This window comes from Mastigocoleus testarum BC008 (assembly GCF_001456025.1).
Taxonomy (GTDB): domain Bacteria; phylum Cyanobacteriota; class Cyanobacteriia; order Cyanobacteriales; family Nostocaceae; genus Mastigocoleus; species Mastigocoleus testarum.
In genome coordinates this window covers 137783-163794 of sequence record NZ_LMTZ01000096.1, presented here as the reverse complement: position 1 = coordinate 163794, position 26012 = coordinate 137783, and the positions used below count along the sequence as shown (strand labels likewise).

The window sequence follows — 26012 nt, the reverse complement described above, 5'->3', positions numbered from 1 at the left end:
GAACTAGGTAGCAAACTAATATTAACGGAATATTGAGTAAAGTATAAGTGGTTAATAAATATATTTTAAATGTAACCTGTTTACCTATCTTTTAGTTGTCCTTTGCTTGATAATTCCCTAAACAATGTATTAGTTTGCTATCTATTTTTTTATTATCAAATTTTACTTCTTAAAAAACTCAAAATTCTGTTTTTCATGAAAATCAATAAGAATCCTTTAAAAAAAATACTTGTCGAAAAAAAATATCGGCCAATATTGATATCAATCTTTTTTTTCTTGCTCTTTGATATTGGTATTTTAATCCCAAACTTTTTGTTTTCTACGTCATTGAAGAAAGATGCTATCAGTATTAACTTAGCAGGAAGACAAAGAACTTTGTCACAAAGAATAACAAAAGCTTTACTACAATTAAAAAATGCTAATGAAAATGGTTATAGTCTTGACAAATATAAAACAGATTTGCTCATATCATCTCAACTATTTGATGAAACTTTAAATGCTTTTCAAAAAGGAGGATATGTAAAAAATAATGATGGTGAATCTATATATTTGAAAGCTGTAGAAACGAAGAAAGCTGAAAAAATACTGAAAAAAACTTTTGTTATCTGGAATCCCTATAAAGAACAAATTCAGAATATTTTAGCAGCAAAAAAAAATATTCCATACAAACAACTGAGAAATACAGTTGGCTATGGTAATGAGAATAATTTCAAACTTTTGAGATTAATGGGTGATTTGACAAATGAACAAGAAGGAATTGCTGAACAAAAAGCTGAGTACCTACAAATAATTCAGTTAGTTGGTATGGCTTTAGCTCTAGGTAACTTCTTTGTTATTTTATTTAATATTTTGACGCGTCTACAAAAAGCAGACAAAGATATTCAAGTAGCACATGACAAGATTTCTGAATTAAACGAGCAGCTTAAAGCAGAAAATGTCCGTATGAGTAGCGAATTGGATATTACCAGACGCTTACAGCAAATGATTCTCCCAAAATCTTGGGAACTACAATCTGTAGATGGTTTGGATATCGCTGGTTTTATGGAAGCAGCAGATGAAGTAGGAGGGGATTATTACGACGTTCTAAATATAGATGGAAATGTAAAAATTGGGATTGGTGATGTAACCGGACATGGGTTAGAAAGTGGAATGCTCATGTTAATGGTACAGACTGCGGTAAGAACTCTTCAAGAAGTTGAAGAAACAGATCCGGTCAAATTCATGGATGCGCTAAATCGTACGATTTATAAAAATATCCAGCGCATGAACTCAGGAAAGAATCTTACTCTTTCATTAATTGATTATCAGCAAGGACAATTGTGTCTTACTGGACAACATGAAGAAATGATTGTGGTGCGTTCTTCTGGAAAAGTGGAATTAGTTGATACCTCAGACCTTGGTTTCCCTATCGGACTTGATGAAGAAATTGCTGATTTTGTTGACCAGCAAAGAGTTAGCTTGAATGCTGGTGACATCGCTGTACTTTTTACTGATGGTATAACCGAAGCAGAAAATATTGACAGCGAACTCTACGGTCTGGAAAAACTTTGCCATGCAATCAAGGAGAATAGACATCTAACTGCAGAGGAAATAAAAAATGCCATAGTAAATGATGTTCGCGAACATATAGGCGAACAACAAGTTTTTGATGATATTACTTTGCTTGTTTTAAAACAAAAAGATATTAGTTCTTCGTTTGGAACAGTAAACTCTCAAGCTCTTCAACCTATGAGTGTTTAATAGAAGTTTAGACAAATATCTGGATAATAATGCTCGCTAAAATTTAACGATACATTTTCCAGAATTTAGACATTTAGCAGCTAAATATTTATAAATTAGAGCTATAACACTAAGTTTTTGAAGTAGCAGATTTTTTCTTGTTCAATTTTGAGAGAATTATGATTTTCTGGATCTTATACCTAATGCTATAGAGGTTAGAAAGTTAAGAGTTTAAGATTTCACAAATTTCAAACTTCATAGATTTAAGACTTTATAAATTTAAGACTTCATAAATTTAAGACTTTTTTCACTTTCTGACTATTGAATAGTTTTAAAAGTCATTAGTTAGCTTTATGTCGCAATGATTTAATATTTTGCAAATTATAAAAATAAGGTAAATATAACCGTGGTGCAAATATTTGGTGATTTCATCGAAACTGATTTATATAGAGAAGACTTTAGTCTCGGATTTTCTCCTTCTTCTTTACCACTCCAGCAACGTTGGCGTAATAATGGAATATCTGCTGACTATATTTCAGAATTCTTAACAAGTATTTTCCCTAATTATGTTGATGATGCGGGAAAAAATCAAATACTGGAAGTCAAAAGTGCAGTTAACTATATTGCTAATGAGTTGCTAGAAAATGCAATGAAATATTGCGATATACAAGCATCTTATCCAATTACTTTTCATATTCAATTTGTCGCCGACGAAATCAGATTATTTTTAAAAAATAGTATTATTCCTTCAACTGCAAGTGAATTTCAAATTTTTATTCAAGAGTTACTAAATTCTGATCCAGAAGAACTTTATATTCAGCAACTTGAAAAGAATGCAGAAGATGAGAACTCTAGCAGTTCTGGCTTGGGATTCATTAGCATGATAACTGATTACTCAGCCAAATTAGGTTGGAAATTTCAAATCTTAGAGCAAAGCCCAGAGTTAATGACAGTAACCACTATGGTGAGGCTGGGACTCGAAGATCCAGAACAAACAGTGGTTCAATGTGCTGCTGATACAATAGAGATTAAAGGTCGAGAGTACCACATTTACTACGACCAAAATAGCAAAATAATTAATATTAATGGGAAAATTCGCCTCAGAGGAATGGAAGAATACACAAAGATAATTACATTCCTGAATAATATTGTTGACCAAGAAGATCGAATGCTTACCCTTGATATCCAGAATCTAGAACTTCTCAATAGTTCAGGAATTAATATGCTTTCTAAATTCTTTATTGGTATTCGTAAAAGGAAGAAAATTCAAATAAATATAAAAGCTTCTCAAGAGATGTTATGGCAAATGAAATTAATTAAAAATTTACAACGATTAATGCCTAATTTGAAGTTTCATGTTCAATAGTATCCAGATAAAAATGAAGTCCCTATCAAAATTTGTAGAGACGTAAAAAATCACATCTCTACAAATATTTACAAAAATTTAGTTTTGATTTGAAGTTTGAGTTCAAGAGAAAAAATATATCGATAAAATCCAAATTCAGTTGGATTTTAGCGGTTTTACACCATTCCACCAGCAGCTTGAAAACGAGCGCGGGCACGTTTATATGCTTGGTTTGCCTGAATTTGGGCTTGTCTGTCATCAGGTTGTACCTGACTTAGACGCTCTTGAGCTTCGCTGTAAGCGCTACGGGCTTCTTCTAGATCGATTACATCACCGCGCTCAGCAGCATTTACCAAAATTGTTACTTCATTTTCTTCAACTTCGGCAAAACCTCCCATTAATGCGATCGCAACCCAATCTTGGTTTGCACTAGAACGTACTCGCATCACACCTGCATCTAGAGCACTCAAAAGTGGTGCGTGACCGCTAAGAATACCTAACTGACCTGTGGTGCTGGGCAAAATAACTTCTTGTGCCTCGTCATCCCATATAGTTTTATCTGGGGAAATTACGCGAACGGTTAATGTCATTCGTCCTTTGTCCTTTGTCCTTTCTAATTTTATGGTTATAATTTGCCCTTGGTCCTTGGTTAGGGAACCAAGAACTAAGGACTCACAGAACAAGAACCAATGACTAGCTCTTTAATTTATCTGCTTTAGCCTTGGCTTCTTCGATGCTACCAACCATGTAGAAAGCTTGTTCTGGTAACTCATCTAATTCACCAGCAAGAATCATCTTGAAACCTTTGATGGTTTCTTCTAACTTCACGTATTTACCAGGAGCGCCAGTAAACACTTCCGCCACAAAGAATGGCTGGGACAAGAAACGTTCAATTTTACGAGCGCGTGCTACGGTCAGACGGTCATCTTCAGATAATTCATCTAAACCGAGAATTGCAATAATGTCTTGAAGTTCCTTATAACGCTGCAGGGTAGCTTGTACTGAGCGCGCAGTTTGATAGTGATCGTCACCAACAATATCTGGCTGCAACATAGTAGAAGTAGAGCCAAGTGGATCTACTGCAGGATAGATTCCTTTCGCTGCCAAACCACGAGACAATACTGTAGTACCATCCAAGTGGGCAAAGGTAGTAGCAGGTGCCGGGTCGGTCAAGTCATCTGCAGGTACGTAAACAGCCTGAATCGAAGTAATAGAACCCTCGTTGGTAGAGGTAATACGTTCTTGTAATGCACCTACGTCAGTACCCAATGTTGGCTGATATCCTACCGCTGAGGGCATTCTTCCTAAAAGTGCTGATACTTCCGAACCCGCTTGAACGAAGCGGAAGATGTTATCAATAAATAGTAGTACGTCCTGTTTGTTAACATCACGGAAATACTCAGCCATTGTGAGTGCTGATAAACCAACCCGCATTCTTGCACCGGGTGGCTCATTCATCTGACCGTACACTAGAGCAATTTTCGATTCGTTGAGGTTATCAGCATTGATTACCCCAGATTCGATCATCTCATTGTAAAGGTCATTACCTTCACGGGTGCGCTCACCCACGCCACCGAATACTGACACGCCACCATGTTCGGTAGCAATGTTGTTGATCAATTCCATCATAATTACGGTTTTACCCACACCTGCTCCACCGAACAGACCGATTTTTCCGCCACGTCGATAGGGGGTGAGCAAATCAACAACTTTAATCCCAGTTTCAAACACAGAAGGTTTGGTTTCTAACTCAGTGAGCTTGGGAGCTTCACGGTGAATGGGAGACTTTTCTTCTGTATTTACAGGTCCTTTATTATCTACAGGTTCGCCCAGAACGTTGAAAATTCTACCTAAAGTAGCTTTACCAACAGGGACACTGATAGGAGCACCGGTATCAATAACTTCCATACCGCGCACTAAACCATCAGTAGAACTCATTGCAACAGCTCGTACTTGGTTGTCGCCCAGCAATTGTTGCACTTCACTGGTAACAGAAACTTCCTGTCCAGCTTCGTTTGTGCATGTAATGGTCAAAGCATTGTAGATTGGTGGCATTTTTCCACCGGGGAACTTCACGTCTACAACGGGACCAATGACTTGAGTGATGTAGCCAATGTTTGTTTTTTCTGCGGTGGTGACCATGCTGAGCCTATATGTTGAAGCTATAAATTATCAGATAGGATTGTAGAGACTAAGATTAACTTATGTCATCTTCAAGATTAGCACTGAACGACGCCACTGTTCGGCTAAAATTCATTCGATTATATCGATCCCTGTAACTAAATTAGCGATTAAATTCATCAAACACGGAAATATTGATGATGATTTGATCGAACGCTAAACATAGATCTGTTTGAGAAATTTAGTTAATCTCTGCACGACAAGAGAAGAAAATTTCCGACCTTTCAATCTATTCAGTAATATTTTGTTACTGAGTTTTTGATGTATGCACGAGGGTAATACCTACGAGCAATCGACAGTTTTCCATAAGGAGCGTTTTCCTTATGTGGTGTCAAATGAACTTTCTTAGGGTTTTTCGCAAAAAGTGAAGTGAGCTTTTGTGGCGTCAAATATGGGATTATGTGACTGAAAAATGTGCACTGTAAATTTTCACATATTGTTCTCATCAGTTGTGAGTTGAATATAAAATGCCTACTTTTCCAGATTTAATCTGTATTCATCCAAAGAAAACTGTTCTTCCCGAGCAAATCAGGAAGAACAAAACCATGCCATTTGACTTAAATATCAAATTCACAAGCATTTGACGTCATTTCGTAAAATCGTGAATTTAAATGAAATTTTAGATATAAAGCAAGAGCATTGTTCATTTGATTTATCTGCACAAAAGCAAAAAATTATCAAGTATATTGGCTAATTTGCTACTAAAGTATTTCATGCAAGTCTCCTATCCCGAGTAAATGTTCGCCTGTACTAAGTAAAAATATTTCGAAGCACAAACAGTGACATAATTTTTTATTATTTTTTATGTCGTTCGTCACTAACAAAATTGAAGAACAGAATAGACTTAAAATATATCTAAGTCCGGAAAACTCTGAACTTTAAAGACTTTTGCATATCAAAATCAATTTTACCTAGAGGATATTATGTAATATTTTGTTATAACAATCGAAATAATGAAAAAAAGATAGATATTTTTCCATATGCATTTCTAAATAATAGATAAAAATATCACTATCATGATAACTATCAAGGCTATATAAAAAATACAAAATATGCGATAGAGGTGTTTTTTGATTATCAAAAACGAGACTAAGTATTAATTGATAAAGATATAATAGACATTTTATTCCTAAATATTTTCAATTATTTTACTAATAACTGACACTAAAATATATTATTAATATAATTTAAATAATTTTTGTAGACTATATTTTAGCATAAGGATTACAAAAAAAATTAAAGATTTATTGCTTTTTAGATATGCTTATGCAAACAAAAATATCTTTAATTAGTAGTAGCATAAAAATATATAGAATTAACTTGAGATTGAATATAAATCATACTTTGTAGGGGTATACAAGTCGTAGTTAATCTTTGCTGAAACTTTATTACCTAAAGAAACAAATATCTATAATATGAAATTAGGCAATCAAAAATTTGCAATCATTAAAGTAATATCAGCCATAAAATAAACTCACTATTTGCTTATGAATTTATCGTCAGTGCGGCAAAAATTTTATCAGGAGACTCAAAAGCCTGACGAAGATATAGACTTAGCTAGAGCATCTTTGTACATAGCTCAAGAAGAATATCCAGAAATCGATCCAGAAGTCTACATCCAAACTCTAGATGGGATGGCACAGGAATTATCTAAACGATTACCTGAAAATAAATACCCATTGGTCATTATTCAAAATATTAACCAATATCTTTACGATGATTTGGGTTTTAATGGGAATAATAGTGATTATTATGATACCCAGAATAGTTTCTTAAATAAAGTCATAGAACGTCGACTTGGAATTCCTATTTCTCTATCTTTAATTTACCTCGAAATTGCCCGTAGAATTAATTTTCCCATGGTTGGAGTTGGGATGCCAGGTCATTTTTTAATTCGCCCTGAAATTGAAGAAATAGAAATTTTTGTCGATACTTTTAATCGTGGTGAAGTTATATTCACACAGGATTGTCAAGACCGACTCAATCAAATTTATCAAAAAAATATCGTTTTCAAGCCAGAGTATTTAGCAGCAGTTACTAAAAAAAAGTTTCTGGCGAGAATACTAGATAATTTAAAAATTATCTACGTTCATCAACAAGAAATAGAAAAAGCCTTAGGTGCAGTAGAACGGAAGTTATTGTTATTTCCAGATGCTCATATTGAATTACGAGACCGTGGTTTACTACTGTTTCAGCTTGGTTACTTCCCACAAGCTATCAGAGATTTGGAAACTTACTTGGAAATAGAACCCAACTCTGAAGATGTCTCAACAATTCGTTCTTTACTTTCTCAACTTCGTAAGAATATTGATAATTGATGGAGATGGGGAATAGATAATGGTTAATTGGTAATTGCTAATTGGTAATTGCTAATTGGTAATGAATATTGTTTAGTTTTGAAACTAATGCCTGGGATGTAGAGTTGTTTTTTATACAATATAAACGATTTAGCTTCATTGTAAGGATTCTGCTACCTGTTTGAGGCGGTAGAGCTGACTTTCCATGTCAGATTTTGTCCACCGTGCAGCAAAAGTTTTAAATCCCCAATCAACTAAAACATTAGGGATATCAAATTCAAAACGATTAGTTAAATGTGTTCCTGTCGAGTTTGGTGTACACTCCCAGCGATCGCGTCCTCGAAAAAAACCTTCAAATTTCCAAACTACTAAACCTGCTCCCCTTTCAACTACTACGCTATTTAAAGTAGGTTTTAAAAAAGGAATTTGAATAATAAATAAACTTTCAGAACCAATATTAGTACTCCATTCACCAACAGGTTTGCAGTACAGAATGGGGTTAAGCCAACGATGCATCAGTTGTAGATTGGTAATGCACTCTTCAACTACCGTGGTTGCAGCATTTATTTGAATTGATTGTTCAAAAACTTGCATATTATACTAGTGAATCTAAAGTTCTAATTTTATCTTTTCATTAATCTATCTTTTCATTAATCGTTGCCTTGAGCGAATTGATGATAGTCTTGCATATAGACTGGGCTGGGCTGTATCAAAAAATCTCACTACTGGCTCCCTACCAATTTATTGCTTGAGTTCGTCACCTTAAGTTTATTACCTTGGATTTGTTGCTTTAAAAATATAGGTTTCACTCAAATACAGTAGTAATAACTAAATTCAACAAGCTCATTGTCAGTTCATGGTATCTCTTGATACCATGAGTTTTTGCTGGATGCAAACTTATAATCATATCGCCGAAAAAGAGTAACAGTGAGTAAAAAAGTAAAAATCACTCTTGTAATTGATTAATTGTGGGATTTTACTGGTAAATTAAAGTGCGAAACATTGGCGAAGTTATCGGGGTGTTGGATTGAATATAGCAATCTACTCCGTCAGCATCTCATGTATCGTTTTGCCATAACACTTAAGTTTATTAATGGAAAAAGATGATTACAATTTGGCAAAATATAACGCAAGTGATGGCAATGGGTTTGCCTACCAAGACAGAGAGATATTTAGCACAAATGCCTATTTCTCCTGTTTCTCAGGCAGATGGAATTCAGGATGCCGTTAACAAATCTTTTGGGCAAATTATTGAAATAGTACCAAGTTTGCTTGGAGCTGTTGCAATCTTAGTGATTGGTTGGCTAATTGCAATCCTAGCTAAAGCAATAGTTCAGGGAATTCTCAAGCGAACTAATTTAGACAACCGAATTGCTGCTGGTTTAACTGGTCGCGATGATGTACCTGAAGTAGAAAGCTTTGTATCTGGTTTAGTTTTCTGGATTATCTTGCTCATAACGGTAGTAGCCGTTTTAGATAAGCTCCAACTAAAGGTTGCTTCTCAACCACTAAATGCTTTTCTAATTCAAATTGGTGATTTTTTACCTAAGTTAATTGGGGCTGGTATCCTTTTGGGGGTAGCCTGGGTAGTAGCGACTCTAGTCAAAATGCTTGCAGTGAGAGCACTAAATGCATTCAGATTGGATGAGAAGTTAAACGCACAACCACAGGATTCTGAATCTGCACCTAGCTTAAATCAATTATCTTTGAGCGAGACAATTGGTAGCTCTTTGTACTGGTTGATTTTCTTATTATTTCTCACTCCAGTATTAGATACCCTAGGGTTACAACAAGCACTACTACCAGTACAGACTCTAATCACCGAGATTCTGGCTTTGCTACCAAATATTTTGGGAGCAGTAATTATTGCGACTGTGGGCTGGTTTGCTGCAAATATAGTGCGACGAATTGTTACTAACTTGCTTGCAACCACAGGCGCAGATAATCTGGGAAGTCGTTTTGGCTTAAGTTCAGCTTCTGGAAGACAATCTTTATCAAGTATTATCGGTACGATTGTCTATGTCCTAATTTTGATCCCCGTAGCAATTTCTGCACTGAGTACTTTACAAATCCAAGCGATTTCCGTTCCGGCGATCACAATGTTGCAACAAGTCCTCAATGCTCTACCATTAATCTTCACAGCTACGGCAATTTTACTAATTTCCTACTTCTTGGGTCGGTTTATTTCCGAATTGGTGACCAGTATTCTCACAAGTTTGGGTTTCAACAATATATTTAGCATTTTAGGTCTACCAACACCCACTAGAAGAACTGAAGTTGTCTCAGAGGTTGAAACTGCTCCTGCAGTCACAACTCGTACACCTTCAGAAATTGTAGGTGTTATCGTCCAAGTAGGTATTATGCTGTTTGCGACGGTAGCTGCACTCAATATTCTGCAAATTCCAGCACTTACAGCCCTAGTACAAGGAATTTTGGTGATTTTCGGCCAGATTTTGTCTGGTTTAGTTGTATTTGCAGTTGGTCTATTCCTAGCGAACCTAGCCTTTAGTATTATCACCAGTTCCGGAAATGCTCAAGCCAGAATTTTAGGGCAGGTAGCAAGAATTGCTATTATTGCTCTGGTATCGGCAATGGCATTGCAACAAATTGGTGTTGCTCCCAACATTGTTCAACTAGCCTTTGGTTTACTACTTGGCGCACTTGCAGTAGCTTTGGCTCTAGCCTTTGGTCTAGGAGGTCGCGACATCGCCGCTCAGCAAGTTCAAGAATGGCTTAACTCATTTAAGAGTAAATAATGAAGAGGGATTGTTATTAACTAATTAGTTTGCGACAGTCGCCTATTATTACATAAGCCCCATCACCTATCCGGTGGGGTTGTTCGCTCCCATTTTTTATTTTTAGCTTCTTGCAACAAACTTTAGTTGTAACTCCTCTTTAATCTGGTTGAGAATTGAATGTTCATCTAAGGTTCCTAAGATTTTATTGATTACGGCTTTCGGTCCATCGGGTCCCCAGGTGGCTCCATTAGCTAAGTAAGCTTTGGTCACCTGTCCCAAACCATAGGAAGAAACGCCAGCTACTCCTGCTTGTGTTAACGCTACTGATACGTAGGGACCCAAAGAAATACCTCCTGTAGCAGGTGCAGATATACCAAGTAAAGTTTTTAAAGAACTTAATCCTAAATTGGCAAGCAACTCACTGGCACTGATACCACCCATGCTGAGGGCAATTTTTTGTAATAATTTCACTGCTCCAGTTTCAGTCATAGGAATGCCATAAAGTTTAGACAATCCAAGAATCATAAAAATATCAATTACAGCACCACTAAGAATATCAATAACTGTCAGAGGATTCAGTGCTATGGCAATAGCCTTAGTCATTGTGGCTTTCCAAATCAGTTCTTCAGCACATTCGTCCCTGATGCTTAGTTTACGCTCCAGTAATTGCTCGTTGATATTATCTGCATAAACCATTGTGTTGAGAGCTACTAAAGCCTTACCTTCACGTTGAAGAATTTCTAATATTTTCAGTTTTAATTCACTAATTTTTGCTTTACCCCGAGTCAATCTTATACCCTTAGTACCATCTGGATCGCGAGTGATAGTTTTTATAAGTGGTGAAGCAGATGCCATAACAATATCATCTGGTGATAATAATTCTCTGACCCTTTCATTACGAATTTTCTGGTAAATAGCCAAACGGTCGGTTTTGGGATACTGATCTACTTTGTTCAAAACTAGCAAAATTGGTTTACCTGCTTCTCTCAGTTGAGCAAGAGCAATGTATTCTAATTTTGTTATGTCACCAGAAACAACAAATAGAATTAAATCAGCTTGTTTAGCTATTTTTTCAGCTAAAGCAGTACGGGTTTCTCCATCAACTTCATCCAATCCCGGAGTATCAATTAATTCCACCTGCGCTCCATATTTATCATTCGCAGGAAAAGTCGCTCGCAAAGCCCTTTCATTGCTGCCAATAGTTTCTTCCGTTAATGACCAATTAACTCGTTGTGCAGTCTGAGTGACACCATGCAATGGACCTGTTTCAAATACTTCCTCACCCACCAAAGCATTGAGAAGGGAAGACTTACCCCTTCCAACCATACCAAAAGCTGCAATTTGTACTACCATGCTTTCCAGCTTATCGAGCATAGTTCCTAATTCAGAAATTTCATTTTCTAACCCCTGTTTTTCCTGGGAAGTTAGATCTAGGTTTGTGACTAAACTTTGTAAGGCTTTCTTGGCTTGTTTGTAATTAAGTTCGGATTGAATTTCTTCGAAGTTAAAAATAGCACTTTCTAATTCTTTGTCCCAACTTGGCATGTTTTTACTGCCATGGGAAGAATTGCTGTCCTGTGGTTCGGGTGAAGGTAATCTCGAAGTCATACCAATTTTACTTTATATTTTAGATGAATATATTCAGATTTAGATTTTAGATTGGCTCCTCTTTCCATCGTAGTGATTTTTATCATTTCTCATTGCCGTTTTCCCCATCTCTCTAAATTCATTACTGACTATCAATTAGCAATTAACAGTTACTAATTACTCGTAATCAATGACTAATGACTCAAAAAAGTCATAAACTAAAAATGCATTGTGTAGCTAATGAGTCTTGACTAAATCACCTGTGCGAAAAATTGTTATTGCTGGCAACTGGAAAATGTTCAAAACCCAGGTAGAGTCCAAGGAATTTTTACAAGGATTTCTACCCTGCTTGGAGGAAACCGCCCAAGATAGAGAAGTAGTACTATGTGTACCTTTTACTGATTTAAGTGTCTTATCAAAGAATTTACATGGCTCTCGCGTCAATTTAGGGGCGCAAAACATCCATTGGGAAGAAGAGGGTGCATATACGGGTGAAATTTCCGGACCAATGCTAAAAGAAACTGGAGTGCGCTACGTTATTGTTGGTCATAGCGAGCGACGACAACACTTCGGAGAAACTGACGCCACCGTTAACCTGCGTCTCAAAGCTGCCCAAAAATATGGCTTAACTCCAATTTTATGCGTTGGTGAAACTAAACAACAACGAGATTTGGGAGAAACAGAGGCACTAATTGTTTCCCAATTAGAAAAAGACTTAGTAGGTGTTGACCAAGAAAATTTAGTGATCGCTTACGAGCCCATTTGGGCAATCGGTACTGGCGATACTTGTGAAGCAACTGAAGCTAACCGAGTTATTGGTTTAATTCGCAGTCAACTAAATAATCCTAAGACACCAATTCAGTACGGCGGTTCCGTCAAGCCGGGCAACGTTGATGATATCATGGCTCAACCAGAAATTGATGGGGCTTTAGTGGGTGGTGCTTCTCTAGACCCAAAAAGCTTTGCTCGGATCGTGAATTATGAATAACTGATGAGTAAAATTTAAACTCCTAAGCAATACAAAAAACTATAAGCTTTGGATTTTAACCTCCTTTTGAGGTGAAGAAATTATAGAAGGAAGAAAGAAGATACAGAAGGTGGAGAAACTGAAAGTTTCTTCCTTGTCTTCTTTTCTGTTAATTAACCCTCTGCAGATTTGCGAACAGGTCTCGATACTGAATCCTAACTCCTAACTTTTGAGTTCTAACTTTTGAGTTCTAACTTCTGACTTCTGACTTCTGACTCCTAACTTCTGACTTCTGACTCCTAATTTTTGACTCCTAACTTCTGACTTCTAATTTCTGACTCCTGACTTCTGAATAAATGCCATACCAAAAGCAAAATCTAAAAAAACTAGTCGTTCGCGATCGCTGCTTTGTCTGGGGTAAGCAAACTTACATCATGGGCGTACTAAATGTTACGCCCGATAGTTTTAGTGACGGAGGTGAATTCAATCAACCCATTACAGCTCTAGCCCAAGCCCATACTCTAGCAGCAGGAGGAGCTGACATTATCGATATTGGGGGTCAATCAACTAGACCGGGAGCGGAACAAATTTCCCTTTCTGAGGAACTTGATCGGGTAGTGAGTACCTTAGAAGCTTTACGTAAAGAAATAAATTTACCAATTTCAGTTGATACCACCAGAGCCGCAGTCGCTAAAGCAGCAATTGAGGCTGGAGCGGATATAATCAACGATATTTCTGGCGGTACCTTCGATCCAGAAATGTTACCTTTAGTTGCTCAAGCCGAAGTTCCAATTGTGTTGATGCATATTCGTGGTAAACCTACCACCATGCAACAACTGACAAATTACCAAAATTTACTACAAGAAATCTATAATTTTTTAGATAAACAAATAACATTAGCAACTACAATTGGTATTGAGCCATCAAAAATTATCATCGATCCCGGAATTGGGTTTGCTAAAAATTACCACCAAAATATAGAAATTTTCCATAAACTGCCTTTATTTGAAAAACTTAATTGCCCAATTTTAATCGGAGCATCTCGTAAAAGCTTCATTGGCAAAATTTTAAATCAACCAGACCCGAAAGCACGAGTCTGGGGAACAGCTGCGGCTTGTTGTGCGGCAATTTTTCAAGGTGCCGACATTTTACGAGTTCATGATGTTCAAAAGATGCGTGAGGTATCTTTAGTCGCTGACGCACTGATGAGAACGCGAATATAAGTTGTTTTCCGGCTAATTAAGCAGCACCATTACCATTTTCAGGTGGTTCTTTATGGAGACTTTCTTCTACTACTTCCTCAGTAATAATTTGATTGTAGACTTCACCTGATTTTATGGGATCCATAAAGACAATCTTGGCATTTTTACTTTCACTGAGTTTTTGACTCGCATCTACGTAATCTTGAGCAACAAGGTAGCGAAGAATATCTTTGGTATCTGGGTTGGTACGTAAAGCTTCAGCAATAATTTGCATAGAGGTTCTAGTAGCTTCTGCTTTTTTAATAGCCGCTTGACGTTCCCCTTCAGCTTCAGCAATCACAGCTCGTTTTTTCATCTCAGCAGCATTTTGCTCTGCCATTGATTCTTGTACGCTCTGTGGAGGTTTAATATCCTGAATATCTACCCTAATAATCTCTACTCCCCAGTCCCTAGATGTATGATTAAGTACTTCTAATAACGCTTGGTTCATCTGATTGCGGGAAGCGATTGTTTCTTCCAAAGTACGCTCAGCAATGCTCGCCCGGAACTCCACTGTTACTAAGTTTGTCAGAGCTGTTTGAATATCATCGATTTTGTAGAAGCTTTTTTCCATATCTATGATCTTCCAGAAAACAACTCCATCTACTTCTAAATAGACGTTGTCTCTAGTAATCACATTTTGGGGTTTAATATCTAAAACCTGCTCTCTGACGGTGTCCTCCATGACAATTTGGTCAAGTAGAGGAAAAATGAAGTTTATTCCTGGCTTTAGTTTTCGACGATATTTTCCAAAGCGTTCTACTAAAGCCTCGTTCCCTTCATTAATCATTTTGGTTGAACTCAAGGCATAGCCCATGAGAATTAAGACCATTACGATGATTGTATTCATCTGTTCTCCTATGAAGTTTTGAGGGGATTTTCTATCGGGACAAGGTTATTATTGCCCCAATTTAAGTCTAAATGTTTTAATGCTGTATCGTGTATTGTTATTATCACACGCTAGACAGAGCAGGCAAGGAATTATTAGTCAATCTAAAAATTGAGTGCAATCGGATGCTGGAAATATGATTATGGAAGAAATATGATTATGGAAATATATTTATAAAAAGAAATTAAGAAACAGAAAACAAGAATTAATTTTAAACTCCATTACTAAACCAGCGTGTTATTGATTAATACCCTAATATTTTCAATTTTTATAAAAAAATACACTAAAAAAATACAACACTTTTAGAAAAAAAACACTAATGGGGCTTGCCAGACATGATTTTTATTCTTACTTGTCGATAGTTTGGTGTTATCTATAGTTGATAAACAAAACCTAAAATATAGCCAATTATAAAATTAATGAATAAAATTAATTCTTGGTTCTGGATATTAATTGTCGTCTTTGGAGATTGATAAAGGTAATTCTAAAACTAAGAAAGTTTTAAGTTTGGATTGTTTTAAGTTTAGATAAGTTCAATTTCAGAGAGTTTCAGGCTCAGACAATTTCAAGTTCAGAAAATTCAAAACCGTCTGTAGCATAACATTTAAAGTTATACGCAGACGGCTGAAAAATAAAAAATGTGTTAAAAAACAGAATTAAGCTCTGGAAGGGTAAAAGAGCAAAAAGATTTAACAGGACAAACTTAGTTGCTACCGGTAAAGGCGACTTCCGGAAATTTAGCCTGTGCCTCATTCATTGGACGTCTTCTACCTTCTTCTTGCCAGTAATTAATTACTGCTGTTGCTTGGTTGAGTAACTCGACGCGATCGAGTTCAGTAATCCAGTGTTTTGACTCTAATTCTTGTTTTAACTCTTCCCAAGCATCGCTTCTGGGCCAAAAATAGTATTTGGTCAAAGGACTAGTACCTTTACCAACAACTTGATCTACCGCTAAAGCGACATTCTCATCTAACCAAAGTATTTTCAAAATAAACTTGGACAAGCACACCTCCGGGGAGTATCCGGGCTACATTAACAGCGATTGACTATTTTAACGTGACAAACACTATCTTGCACAAAAATTATTGCACAAAAATAACTTACCGTAGATATAGAATCAAAACTTGCTGAATAAAAACGTCTATAAAAACGAATTTTTGTCGATAATTGCAAATTCTATGAGATAAATTGCACAATTAGTTTTATTCAATGCTTTCAAATTATTATCAGATATGACAAACAAAAATTCACCTCTTGCTGTCGCAGTGTTTGATATTGACGGTGTGATTCGCGATGTGGGGGGCTCCTACAGACGCGCACTGGCTGATACGGTAGAAAATTTTACTGATGGAAGCTATCGCCCAACACCACACGACATTGATCGATTAAAGTCTGAAGGTTTGTGGAATAATGACTGGGAAGCATCCCAAGAATTCATTTATCGTTTCTTTGAATCTAAAGGTCATTCAAGGAATGAATTGAAACTTAATTACGATAATATTGTTGCTTTTTTTCAGTCACGCTACCGAGGAGCAGACCCCGATAACTGGAGCGGTTATATCTGCCATGAGCCTTTGCTAGTGGAGCTTAAGTATTGGGACAATTTGACAGATTCTGGGATCTCATGGGGATTTTTTAGTGGTGCGACACGGGCTTCTGCTAGTTATGTATTAGAACAACGTCTAGGTTTGCGATCGCCGACATTAGTTGCAATGGAGGATGCACCTGGAAAACCAGATCCCACTGGACTTTTTAAGACGATAGAATCCTTAGGTTTGAAAGCAAATGAGCTTGCAAGCCCAATATTTTATGCAGGGGATACGGTAGCTGACATGCATACTGTAAACAAAGCAAAATCTTTATTTCCCCAACAGACTTGGATTGCTGTTGGCGTTCTTCCACCTCATACTCAAGAAAATGTAGGGACAAGGGAAGCTTACATTCAAACATTGATTGATGCGGGAGCGTCAACAGTTTTAAGTAACATCCAAGAATTATCACCGGAAAAAATTCAATCTCTACTTGAAAGTAAAGTCTGAAAATAATACTTGAAAAATATCTTAATTTTACTAAAGATAACGGGTCTAAAGCCCTCTCCCTTTAGGACGGCTTTATTTATGTCCTTTTTATTTCAAGTACAACAAAATACGAGCAAAATATTTAGGGTTCGCGGAATAAGTCTAAAACCCTAATAAATCAACTATTGAACTTTTATTTAAAACTAATAAAGTGTAAGTAATAAGTTTTTATTCCTTCAAAACCTATACACTTTTAAAGTCTTTAGATTATTCTACTTGCCCATAAATATGGGGTTTGTTCTGTTAGCATTCGCCGCCGGTGGTTCCGTGTTTGTGACGTTAGTCATAGGCGCGTCTGAGTGGTGTGGGACTGCACACAACTTTGGCTCCTGACTCCTCAAGTTAGCTAAAAAACTTTACAGTTAATGCTGCTTGAAACGAACAGAAAATCCTATTTACTTTTTTATTTTTTATTTGAAGGCAAATGTGAGTTATATTGCCAAATGCTTAATTGATGTATTTCACTTGTTTATTAATATTTTATCTCAATAACAATTGACAAGTATTATCAAATACAATAATAATGTTTCTTATAGTTTCTATTTGTTAGAAGAATTTATTAATAATACCAACTAACAAAATAAGCTAACAAGAGATTATGCCAATGCCATGTCCAAAAATTTTGTCCTGGGTCAAGATAAACTCTGGACGCGTCGTAACCTTTTAAAGATGGGACTTATGGGTTCTGCCGTAATTATGAGCGCGGGATTATGGCAATTTGTAAATTCTCATGCTCGCTTACCAGTAAGAGTACCGCCAATTGATGCAAGTACAGCTAACAATCTCTTTAATCCCATGCATTTACTGCGGGATTTTGATTATGGAACTCTCAAACAAGAAAATGGTCGAACAATTCGAGAATTTAAAGTTACTGCAACAAATTCTCTAATTGAACTCAATAACGTTGTTAGTTTTAATGCATGGACTTTCAATAATCGTATACCAGGCCCAACCCTGAGAGCAAAACAAGGCGACCGCATCCGAATTATTTTTGAAAATAAAGGCGGACATTCCCATTCGATGCATTTTCATGGTATTCATCCGGCAAATGTGGATGGCGTTCGTCCAGTAACTAACGGCAAAAGTACAATTTATGAATTTGATGCTGAACCTTATGGCGTTCAGCTTTATCACTGTCATATCGAACCGGTAACTCGCCATATCAGTAAAGGTTTGTATGGAATGTTTATCATTGACCCCCCCCAACCGCGACCTCCAGCCGATGAGATGGTATTGGTTATGGGTGGCTACGACATCAATGATGACGATCGCAATGAATTATACGCTTTCAATGGCTATCCAGAATATTACTCAAGGAATCCGATTCGGATTTATCAAAATCAGTTGGTGCGGTTATATGTTTTGAACATGATTGAATTTGATGTTGCAGCAACCTTTCACCTCCACGCTAATTTTTTTCAGGTTTACCCCACAGGAATGACTTTGAAGCCTACCCATGAAACTGATGTTATTACTATGGGAACTGCACAGAGACATATATTGGAATTTAGCTACAAGTACACCGGCAAATATATGTTCCACCCCCATCAAGATTTCATTGCCGAACATGGTTGCATAGGTGAATTTGAAGTTTTACCCCAAAATCAATCCAATCTAAGTTCGAAAACAATTTAGCTATTAATTGCTAACCAATTACTAATAAATTCTATCTTTGTATAAATACAAATTATTAAATACAGAATTCATCATATTTGATAACAAATCTCATTAGATTGATAATATGCATGCTTAAAATATGACAGTTTGTCAAACCAGGGCTAGCACTAGTTTTAATACTTTAAAGTATGACCATCAAAAATTATATTTGAGGGAAAAATGATTAAAATCCGTTATGTTTTTTTGACTATTGTGGCTTTTGCTGTAGTTGGTTTGAGTTCTTGTAATTTTGGTAATGAAGCAGCTAATAATTCACCAACACCGAACGTTACTTCTGAGACTCAAGTTGTGGAAAAAGCAAAAAATGAGGAAGCACGAGATGTTGACTATATGACCAAATTGGCTCTGATGAAAGGTCATATGATAGTTGGGAAAGAACTACTGGATCTCAATAAACCAAAACAAGCCGAACCTCATATCGGACATCCAGTTGAAGAGATATATGCCGATGTAGAAGAGGAGCTAGAGAAACGCCAAGTAAAAGAATTTAAGACTGGGCTTGATGATTTACACAATTTAGTCAAATTAAAACCTAGCGACCCTGAGATTGCAACTAATTTTGCTTCTTCTATGAAAGCAATAGACGATGCGATCGCGGTAGTACCAGAAGACAAACGCAAAAATCCAGCATTTATTTTACAGACAATAAATGGTTTGCTTGATACAGCAAATTCGGAATATGGAGCAGCGATCGCCAAGGACAAAATCGTTGAAGATATTGAGTATCAAGATTCTCGAGGTTTTGTTCTCTATGCCCAGGAATTGTACGATGGTATCGCCGAACAAATGACTAAAAATAATCCCCAAGCGAATAAAGAAATTAAAACAGCAATGACAGATCTTATTAAAGCTTGGCCTGCTGCTATTGCTCCAGAGAAGCCAGTTAAATCACCTGATGAAGTTAACAAACTGGTTAAAAACATTGAACAAAATGTTCAAAGTACAATCAGTAGTTAAAAATAATACCTAGCATCGACAATAAAAATTATTTTAGTTACCCTTGAAAGCGAATAGTTTAAGAAGGGTTTAAAATTAGCAAAATAAGCGTTGAATAAGCTTGGAGTTAAGGTGTCAAGATACTGTGTGGTTTATAGCCGCCAAAGTCTGGTTTCCGAGATCAAACTCTTCAGTTTTCACTTCAAAGGGTAATTAAAAGCTGATGCGAGAATTAGACCAAAAACAAACTATTGAACTACTAAACGCCATTATGGAATTTGAATTGGCGGGAGTAGTTCGCTATACTCATTATTCCTTAATGGTAACCGGTCCCAATCGGATTCCTATAGTAGATTTTTTTAAAGCCCAGGCAAATGAATCTTTGCTTCATGCACAACAGGTAGGAGAGTTAATTACAGGCTTAGAAGGTCATCCCAGCCTCAAAATTGCCTCAATGGAAGAAACTTCTAAGCATTCAGTCAAAGATATTCTTTCAGAAAGTTTAGCTCATGAAAAGAACGCTTTGACAATGTACAAAAAGTTATTAGATACAGTTGAAGATGCAAGCATATATTTAGAAGAATTTGCTCGAACTATGATTGGGCAAGAAGAGTTACACAATCTCGAACTTAAGAAAATGCTACGTGATTTTGGTTGATAACATCTATCCTAAGTCATTTTGAGACTGTAAACAGAGCAAATTCTTGTAAAATATTTTGTTTTAAGCATAATTATGTGAGACATAGCAAGCAATAGATAATTCTCATGCTAAGCTATCTCATTTAATATTGTTTGAGTTAAATCCCGTATTTTTTATTTCTAAGATACGGGCATTTTTATATCCAAATTTAAGCCAAACATAGACTTCTCAATAATTTCCTCCATACTTTTATCCATGACTTGTTCCCAAGTTATATGAGGATTTAGTTCTAAGTATTGTTTAACTAACCAGTAACCTATCGCGTAACCTCCCCAGTGAGGATATTCACTTTTAGAGTTGGTGAATATATCTCTGTATCGCTGCCGATTTTGCTCTTTCAGATATGGTTCTATTTTTTTGAACCAGTACCCAGATTGATTTTTATTTAAACTTTTAATCCAGGGAGTATCATCTCCTCCTATTACATCTTCTCTGAAGTTTTCAGCTAAACCTTCAGCCACAATTCCTTCGCCGAGAGTTAACCACCTTATCTTGTTTAAAATGATAGCGTGATTATACTCGTGGGCAATTGTTGCTTCCAGCAATGATAAATCTGACTGAGGATGGACAAAAATCAGAAAGGTATTTTTGAAACTCGCAAAACCAGATATACCTTTCATATAATCCAGTGTGGAATTTGAGGAGGTAGGAAAGAAAAAGATTTGGAAAGTATCCTGAAAATCCAGGGTTTGAGTACACGCGCTGATAACTTTTTCTGCCCTTTCCAATATTTCTTGCTCCTTCTTAGCAGAAATTGCAAGAGTATCTAAATCTGCTTTTCCTGCATAGCGAGAAAGTAAATATATTAGCTTCTCTTTACTCTCATATCCAGCAAATCTATTCCAAAGTTCAGGAATACTCTGAACAATTCCTTCTAAGCTGATTTGTTTATTATCTTTGATTAAAGACAGACAAGAATAAAAATAACAATTGAGTTGAAAGTGCTTTTTTTGCTTCATCATAACTTTTATCTTTGCCATAAAAGAAATTTGAGTAAATTATTATTTGTATTTGGCTTGATTTATCTTGATTTTTCAATACCTCCCAATTATCTCCAACGGCACTAATTCGACTTTTTGCATAACCTTCGCTGCTGATATAGGGCTACGCACAAATCAGGACGGACAATGTAATGAGGCGTAAGTACAGCAAAACAAACCCTAATAATGGTAATCCTGTTTGAGGCAAAATATTTTCTAAAATAAAGTTGAAGAGTATTAATAATTATTAAAATAGCCATGGATTTTAGTGCTGCCTTACCTACCTTTGTAATTACCCTCAGGGAAGGCGTCGAAGCCGCTCTGGTCGTGGGAATTGTGCTAGCGTTACTCAACAAAGCCAAAAAATCACATCTCAATACCTGGGTATACTCCGGTGTGGGCTTTGGAATTATCGTTAGCGTTCTAATTGGTTTCCTATTTGCTGGAATTATTCAAGCTGCAGAACAAATAAATCCCCAATATGCATCAGTTGTCAAACCATTAATGGAAGGAGTATTTTGCCTGTTGGCGATTATTATGCTCAGCTGGATGCTTATTTGGATGAGCCAGCAAGCGAAAAAAATGAAAGCTCAAGTAGAAGGAGCTGTTAATACTGCCCTCGAACAAAATGCTTATGCTGGCTGGGGAATTTTCAGTTTAATTGCGATCGCAGTCATACGAGAAGGTGTTGAAACGGTACTATTTATTGCTGCTAATTTCCAGCAAGGAGTAGTTGCAACTATTGGTGCGTTCGCAGGTCTTGTAGGTGCTGTAATTGTCGGAGCACTTTTATTTAAATGGGGTATCAAGATAAATATTCGACAGTTTTTCCAATTTATGGGGGTTTTCTTAGTATTAATTGTTGCTGGCTTAGTTATTTCAGCCCTAAGAAAATTTGATGCGGCGATCGCTACTATTGCATTGGCTAATAATGCATCCCAGAGTCTTTGTTTTTACTACCAAGAATCCGCCCCAATTCATTCTTGTATTTTAGGTCCTATGGTATGGAACACCAGTGATATTTTGCCCGACAATCAATTTCCTGGCGTGATTCTCAAAGCTTTGTTTGGTTATAGACAAAATCTCTATGTTGTCCAAGCTGTAGGATACTTAACATTCTTATTAACTGTTGGTAGTTTATATTTTCGTAGCATTACTAACGCTGTGAGGATTAATTCTCAAAAACAAGCCAGCGCTCAGAAATAAATCGATTCTTATCTTAAGTACAAGCTGTGGCAAAAATAAATTTTTTGTTGACTGTTAGTAATTTATATGTTGATATTATTACTATTACTGTTAATATTAATTCTCAAAAACAGCCCAGCTTTGAAAATAAACAGATTACACAAACCAATAAATAAACAAATAATTTTTAATACTTAATATTAAATTAAATAGAAAAATATAGTAATAGCTACACACTTGAAAACACTTCTTAAAAAGACGTAAATTTATAGAAAATATTAGGCTTGTCTTAAATACTAAAAATAAGATTATTACCTATGTTGTGAATCGCAGTTATATTACAGCATATGATGTTATCTAAAAGACAAAACAATATTTGGATTTAAACTATTCTTAATGCATTCTTAAACACAAGAAGAAATGTAATATTAAACATTACTTTACCTTCGGATAATTTTAATAAAATTATCTAGTAAGAACGTTGCTCTAAAAATCGACTTTGCAAACTATAATCGTAAAGGATGTCCAAAAGTAGATACCAAAAATTAAAACAGTTTGTTATTCTGTGAAAGATGAACAACGAATTCTGTGTGATTAGTTTGCCAAAGATAATGCTTGTAGTACTTTCATAGTTTATTGCAGATAGTTTGAATCTGGCTTCTACATAGGTGAAGAAGCCAAATTTATCGTGTGTGAAAATGGATATTCTATTGAAAATTAGGGAATCACCAAAAATGAAAGAATTCGAATCAAATAATGCAATTAATCTCTTACAAACTATCTTCGAATTTGAGCTATCAGGAGCCATTAGATACACTAATTTTGCTGCACTTGTAGATAATGAGAAGTCAGATATCGTAGATTTTCTCAAGGAGCAAGCAAAAGAGTCATTAGAACATTCCCAAAAAGTAGGAGATGTTTTAGTAAGAATTAATGGTTATAATCAACCACAAATTGCACCTGTCGCTCAAGCAGAAAGCATGAACATAAAAGATATTTTGCAAGCAAGTCATGAGTTTGAGCGACAAGCTATATCTTTGTATCAAAATTTGCTTGATGCTGTTAAGGACTCCAATATTTACCTCGAAGAGTTTGCTCGTAATATGGTTACAGAAGAAGCAGAGCATAGTGAAGAACTCGAACAAATGCTCCGCGAATATTCTTGATATTGAGTATTAAGATTTTGGGTTTTTGATTTTGGGTTATTAGTTTGTTTTTACTTACAAGGTAATTTCTACTGCTTTTGTATGATTTATTCGCAGTGGTGGACGCCAGCAAAGATAAATTAGGGGACCAAATAATGGTACTAATGTTGTCAGCCAAAATATCCAGGATTTTTTAATTCCTCTGCGTGCCATATCATCTCCTAAAAGTGCACCAATTGATAAGGACAGCACACAAAAATCTAAGCTCATCACATGGATAAAGCGGCTACTTTTCCATTGTTGGAAAAAGTCACTCCATTCTCCTGCGCTAAAAGCGTAAGTTATCAAACTTACTGTGACAAGGGTTAAAACAACACCAGTAATGTGAGAATCACAAATTTTAACCAAAGTATTGTTCTGGTAGGAAATTTTTTGATTTGGGGCTTGAGAAATACCACTAAGTGGAGAACGCAAAGCTAAATAAGGTAATAAAGCAAAAGCACCCACTGCAAATGAAGCACTTACGAATAGCCAAGCCGGTATTTTTTGGTTAATACCATCGATGAACATAAAACAACCGTATATCATGGGTAAAATGCCCATAACGTTGAATAAGGCAACAATTAAAGGATTAATTCCTTGCCAATGTCCGGTTGAGAGATTCTCGATTAATTTGAATGTATCAGGGCTGTCCGGAGGGGCGAGAAAAAAAGCATAAACAATAAATCCAATCCAAACTAACCAAAATGCAACTTTTCTGGGCATATAATCAGCAGAGAAATTTGTAATATATGTTCCCAGTCTACTAACCTTATGATCAATATTATCTAGAGAAAACTGTAAAAATTTAGAGACGTAGATTTCTACGTCTCTAAACATATTTTTGGGATAAATTATTAATCTTGTATTTTTTGAAATAATTTATTTAGCTCAAAGCTTCGGAAAGATAATCAGCAGCAGCAGCAACAACTGCGACAGCACCTTCATAATCCATGCGTGTAGGACCTAAAATTCCTACACTACCGAGTGGTATTGAACCGCGACGATAATTTGAAGAAATCAAAGTGCAGGTACGAATAGGTTCAAGAGGATTTTCTGAACCAATACGAACTGTAACCCTTGGTTTATTCTCTATTTCCTCTACATCCGGTTCGTCAAATATTAAACGTGAAAGTTGGTCTTGTTCTTCTTCTAATAATTGGACAATGGTTTGTACTTGGTTAATTTCAGCAAACTCTGGTTGGCGTAAAACAGAAGCCATTCCTTTTATCATTATTTGAGTTGCAGCAGAGTGAGAAGTATGATGTTCCAACTGCATCAATGATTTTTTCAAAGATTCACCATAAAGCTGGAATTCTCGGTCCAATTCACTCCATTTAAGGTTAGCAATTTCTGATAAACTTTTCCCCCGCAAATGAGCATTCAAAAAGTTAGAAACTATCTGTAACTCACGATCTGTTGCTTCTACATCTGGTTGATTTCCTTCCTTTGAAGCCGGTAAGTCCATCAATTTAGAATGGGTTTCTAAACTATTAGTAACCACAATCAAAAGTACTTGTCCTGCTTCCATTTGTACCAGTTGCAAATGTCGCAACATTGCGGTATTATTCTTCGGCATGGTAATTAAACTTATGCATCCACTCAGAGTCGCTAGAATCTGAGCTGCACCATCTAATAATATTTCTAAATTCCTATCTTCACATCTCAAACCTCTTTGTAAAGCTAACTCCATTTGTTTTGCAGAGCTTTCAGAAGGAGTCATCAATTGGTCAACATAAATACGATAGCCAGAGTCTGAAGGAATACGTCCGGCAGATGTATGCGGTTGATAAAGCAAGCCAGATTTTTCTAGCACCACCATCACATTGCGAATAGTGGCTGAACTGACACCTAAGTCAAACTCTTCAACTAATGTCTTGGAGCCTACAGGTTCTGCCGTGGCAATATAGTGACGGATGGTTGCCCAAAGTATATGTTGTTGTCTATCGTTGAGCCGGACTTCCATAGGGTGTATTTTACCAAAAGCAAATTTTTATTTGGATATCTTAAAAAAAAATTACAAGATGAGAATTAAGAAATAATTTTTGAAAATTGAAAAAGTCTTGGTTGATAAATACTTAGTTAAATACGTAAGACCGCGAACATTTAGTTTTTAGAGAACTCCAACCAAAAATCTTGCTTTCTCATGCTAACGTGCCAAAAATGGCACATTGATTATTTACGCCAAAACTCTAGTTTGGTTAAACTCATTAACGACTTACCTACGTATTTTTTCATGTTTTTTGCTTTATGGTTGTATGTTTAGTAACTGAAAGTGATTTGTAAATACATTCTATTCTCAAGAGTA

21 protein-coding genes are annotated in these 26012 nt (G+C 36.0%); 12 read left to right on the top strand and 9 right to left on the bottom strand.

All coding sequences use genetic code 11. The features are described 5' to 3' along the window. Window positions 1-102 precede the first annotated feature (102 nt). Complete coding sequence (locus BC008_RS20810) at window positions 103-1740, top strand: SpoIIE family protein phosphatase (RefSeq protein ID WP_235595899.1); 1638 nt, start codon at window positions 103-105, stop codon at window positions 1738-1740. Window positions 1741-2125: 385 nt separating this feature from the next. Next, complete coding sequence (locus tag BC008_RS51445) at window positions 2126-3085, top strand: DUF6272 family protein (protein ID WP_235595898.1); 960 nt, start codon at window positions 2126-2128, stop codon at window positions 3083-3085. A gap of 155 nt (window positions 3086-3240) precedes the next feature. Here BC008_RS51445 and atpC read toward each other — a convergent pair whose 3' ends face one another. Both atpC and atpD read right to left on the bottom strand, forming a co-directional pair. Beyond that, window positions 3241-3654, bottom strand: a complete 414-nt coding sequence (gene atpC / locus BC008_RS20800; protein ID WP_027842821.1) for an ATP synthase F1 subunit epsilon — start codon at window positions 3652-3654, stop codon at window positions 3241-3243. A gap of 103 nt (window positions 3655-3757) precedes the next feature. Further along, window positions 3758-5206: a F0F1 ATP synthase subunit beta gene (gene atpD / locus BC008_RS20795; RefSeq protein ID WP_027842820.1), complete on the bottom strand. Its 1449-nt coding sequence runs from the start codon at window positions 5204-5206 to the stop codon at window positions 3758-3760. Between the two features lie 1526 nt (window positions 5207-6732). Between atpD and BC008_RS20790 the strand changes: the two genes are divergently transcribed. Beyond that, on the top strand, window positions 6733-7563 hold the full coding sequence (locus BC008_RS20790; RefSeq protein ID WP_027842819.1) for a SirB1 family protein: 831 nt from the start codon (window positions 6733-6735) through the stop codon (window positions 7561-7563). Between the two features lie 135 nt (window positions 7564-7698). On the opposite strand, the gene BC008_RS20785 is transcribed toward BC008_RS20790, so the two are convergent. Next, window positions 7699-8136: an SRPBCC family protein gene (locus BC008_RS20785; protein WP_027842818.1), complete on the bottom strand. Its 438-nt coding sequence runs from the start codon at window positions 8134-8136 to the stop codon at window positions 7699-7701. Window positions 8137-8645: 509 nt separating this feature from the next. Here BC008_RS20785 and BC008_RS20780 point away from each other — a divergent pair. After that, window positions 8646-10298, top strand: a complete 1653-nt coding sequence (locus tag BC008_RS20780; RefSeq protein ID WP_027842817.1) for a mechanosensitive ion channel — start codon at window positions 8646-8648, stop codon at window positions 10296-10298. A gap of 102 nt (window positions 10299-10400) precedes the next feature. Here the strand turns inward: BC008_RS20780 and BC008_RS20775 are convergent, their stop codons facing one another. Further along, window positions 10401-11888 (bottom strand): GTP-binding protein, encoded by a 1488-nt coding sequence (locus tag BC008_RS20775; RefSeq protein WP_027842816.1) that lies wholly within the window; start codon window positions 11886-11888, stop codon window positions 10401-10403. A 241-nt stretch (window positions 11889-12129) separates the two neighbouring features. Between BC008_RS20775 and tpiA the strand changes: the two genes are divergently transcribed. Then, window positions 12130-12855 (top strand): triose-phosphate isomerase, encoded by a 726-nt coding sequence (tpiA, locus tag BC008_RS20770; RefSeq protein ID WP_058183803.1) that lies wholly within the window; start codon window positions 12130-12132, stop codon window positions 12853-12855. A gap of 335 nt (window positions 12856-13190) precedes the next feature. Next, a complete protein-coding gene (folP, locus tag BC008_RS20765) occupies window positions 13191-14057 on the top strand; it encodes a dihydropteroate synthase (RefSeq protein WP_027840302.1) in 867 nt (288 codons plus the stop codon). A 16-nt stretch (window positions 14058-14073) separates the two neighbouring features. On the opposite strand, the gene BC008_RS20760 is transcribed toward folP, so the two are convergent. Both BC008_RS20760 and BC008_RS20755 read right to left on the bottom strand, forming a co-directional pair. Then, window positions 14074-14925, bottom strand: a complete 852-nt coding sequence (locus BC008_RS20760) for an SPFH domain-containing protein (protein ID WP_027840301.1) — start codon at window positions 14923-14925, stop codon at window positions 14074-14076. A gap of 742 nt (window positions 14926-15667) precedes the next feature. After that, window positions 15668-15973, bottom strand: a complete 306-nt coding sequence (locus BC008_RS20755; RefSeq protein WP_268768240.1) for a 30S ribosomal protein PSRP-3 — start codon at window positions 15971-15973, stop codon at window positions 15668-15670. Window positions 15974-16196: 223 nt separating this feature from the next. Between BC008_RS20755 and BC008_RS20750 the strand changes: the two genes are divergently transcribed. From BC008_RS20750 to BC008_RS20735, 4 genes are all read left to right on the top strand, one after another. Beyond that, a complete protein-coding gene (locus BC008_RS20750; protein WP_027840299.1) occupies window positions 16197-17003 on the top strand; it encodes a TIGR01548 family HAD-type hydrolase in 807 nt (268 codons plus the stop codon). A 648-nt stretch (window positions 17004-17651) separates the two neighbouring features. Beyond that, entirely contained in the window at window positions 17652-18677 is a 1026-nt protein-coding gene (locus BC008_RS20745; protein WP_027840298.1) for a multicopper oxidase domain-containing protein, read from the top strand. Between the two features lie 201 nt (window positions 18678-18878). Then, window positions 18879-19676: a hypothetical protein gene (locus tag BC008_RS20740; protein WP_027840297.1), complete on the top strand. Its 798-nt coding sequence runs from the start codon at window positions 18879-18881 to the stop codon at window positions 19674-19676. 202 nt (window positions 19677-19878) lie between these two features. Further along, window positions 19879-20313, top strand: coding sequence for a ferritin-like domain-containing protein (locus tag BC008_RS20735; RefSeq protein WP_027840296.1), 435 nt, complete (start codon window positions 19879-19881; stop codon window positions 20311-20313). 161 nt (window positions 20314-20474) lie between these two features. Here the strand turns inward: BC008_RS20735 and BC008_RS20730 are convergent, their stop codons facing one another. After that, window positions 20475-21317, bottom strand: coding sequence for a DUF2268 domain-containing putative Zn-dependent protease (locus BC008_RS20730; protein WP_161938139.1), 843 nt, complete (start codon window positions 21315-21317; stop codon window positions 20475-20477). A 276-nt stretch (window positions 21318-21593) separates the two neighbouring features. Between BC008_RS20730 and BC008_RS20725 the strand changes: the two genes are divergently transcribed. Beyond that, a complete protein-coding gene (locus BC008_RS20725) occupies window positions 21594-22541 on the top strand; it encodes an FTR1 family iron permease (protein WP_027840294.1) in 948 nt (315 codons plus the stop codon). A gap of 713 nt (window positions 22542-23254) precedes the next feature. Further along, window positions 23255-23686: a ferritin-like domain-containing protein gene (locus tag BC008_RS20720; protein ID WP_027840293.1), complete on the top strand. Its 432-nt coding sequence runs from the start codon at window positions 23255-23257 to the stop codon at window positions 23684-23686. A 54-nt stretch (window positions 23687-23740) separates the two neighbouring features. On the opposite strand, the gene BC008_RS20715 is transcribed toward BC008_RS20720, so the two are convergent. Together BC008_RS20715 and hrcA are read right to left on the bottom strand one after the other, a co-directional pair. After that, entirely contained in the window at window positions 23741-24430 is a 690-nt protein-coding gene (locus tag BC008_RS20715) for a DUF2834 domain-containing protein (protein WP_027840292.1), read from the bottom strand. A gap of 160 nt (window positions 24431-24590) precedes the next feature. Next, window positions 24591-25670, bottom strand: a complete 1080-nt coding sequence (gene hrcA / locus BC008_RS20710) for a heat-inducible transcriptional repressor HrcA (RefSeq protein ID WP_027840291.1) — start codon at window positions 25668-25670, stop codon at window positions 24591-24593. Between the last annotated feature and the right edge of the window lie 342 nt (window positions 25671-26012).

Bases quoted from the DNA above. Each gene is read 5' to 3' on its own strand.
- atpC (WP_027842821.1), bottom strand. From the start codon at position 3,654: ATGACATTAACCGTTCGCGTAATTTCCCCAGATAAAACTATATGGGAT.
- atpD (WP_027842820.1), bottom strand. From the start codon at position 5,206: ATGGTCACCACCGCAGAAAAAACAAACATTGGCTACATCACTCAAGTC.
- BC008_RS20790 (WP_027842819.1), top strand. From the start codon at position 6,733: ATGAATTTATCGTCAGTGCGGCAAAAATTTTATCAGGAGACTCAAAAG.
- BC008_RS20785 (WP_027842818.1), bottom strand. From the start codon at position 8,136: ATGCAAGTTTTTGAACAATCAATTCAAATAAATGCTGCAACCACGGTA.
- BC008_RS20780 (WP_027842817.1), top strand. From the start codon at position 8,646: ATGATTACAATTTGGCAAAATATAACGCAAGTGATGGCAATGGGTTTG.
- BC008_RS20775 (WP_027842816.1), bottom strand. From the start codon at position 11,888: ATGACTTCGAGATTACCTTCACCCGAACCACAGGACAGCAATTCTTCC.
- folP (WP_027840302.1), top strand. From the start codon at position 13,191: ATGCCATACCAAAAGCAAAATCTAAAAAAACTAGTCGTTCGCGATCGC.
- BC008_RS20760 (WP_027840301.1), bottom strand. From the start codon at position 14,925: ATGAATACAATCATCGTAATGGTCTTAATTCTCATGGGCTATGCCTTG.
- BC008_RS20750 (WP_027840299.1), top strand. From the start codon at position 16,197: ATGACAAACAAAAATTCACCTCTTGCTGTCGCAGTGTTTGATATTGAC.
- BC008_RS20745 (WP_027840298.1), top strand. From the start codon at position 17,652: ATGTCCAAAAATTTTGTCCTGGGTCAAGATAAACTCTGGACGCGTCGT.
- BC008_RS20740 (WP_027840297.1), top strand. From the start codon at position 18,879: ATGATTAAAATCCGTTATGTTTTTTTGACTATTGTGGCTTTTGCTGTA.
- BC008_RS20735 (WP_027840296.1), top strand. From the start codon at position 19,879: ATGCGAGAATTAGACCAAAAACAAACTATTGAACTACTAAACGCCATT.
- BC008_RS20730 (WP_161938139.1), bottom strand. From the start codon at position 21,317: ATGATGAAGCAAAAAAAGCACTTTCAACTCAATTGTTATTTTTATTCT.
- BC008_RS20725 (WP_027840294.1), top strand. From the start codon at position 21,594: ATGGATTTTAGTGCTGCCTTACCTACCTTTGTAATTACCCTCAGGGAA.
- BC008_RS20720 (WP_027840293.1), top strand. From the start codon at position 23,255: ATGAAAGAATTCGAATCAAATAATGCAATTAATCTCTTACAAACTATC.
- BC008_RS20715 (WP_027840292.1), bottom strand. From the start codon at position 24,430: ATGCCCAGAAAAGTTGCATTTTGGTTAGTTTGGATTGGATTTATTGTT.
- hrcA (WP_027840291.1), bottom strand. From the start codon at position 25,670: ATGGAAGTCCGGCTCAACGATAGACAACAACATATACTTTGGGCAACC.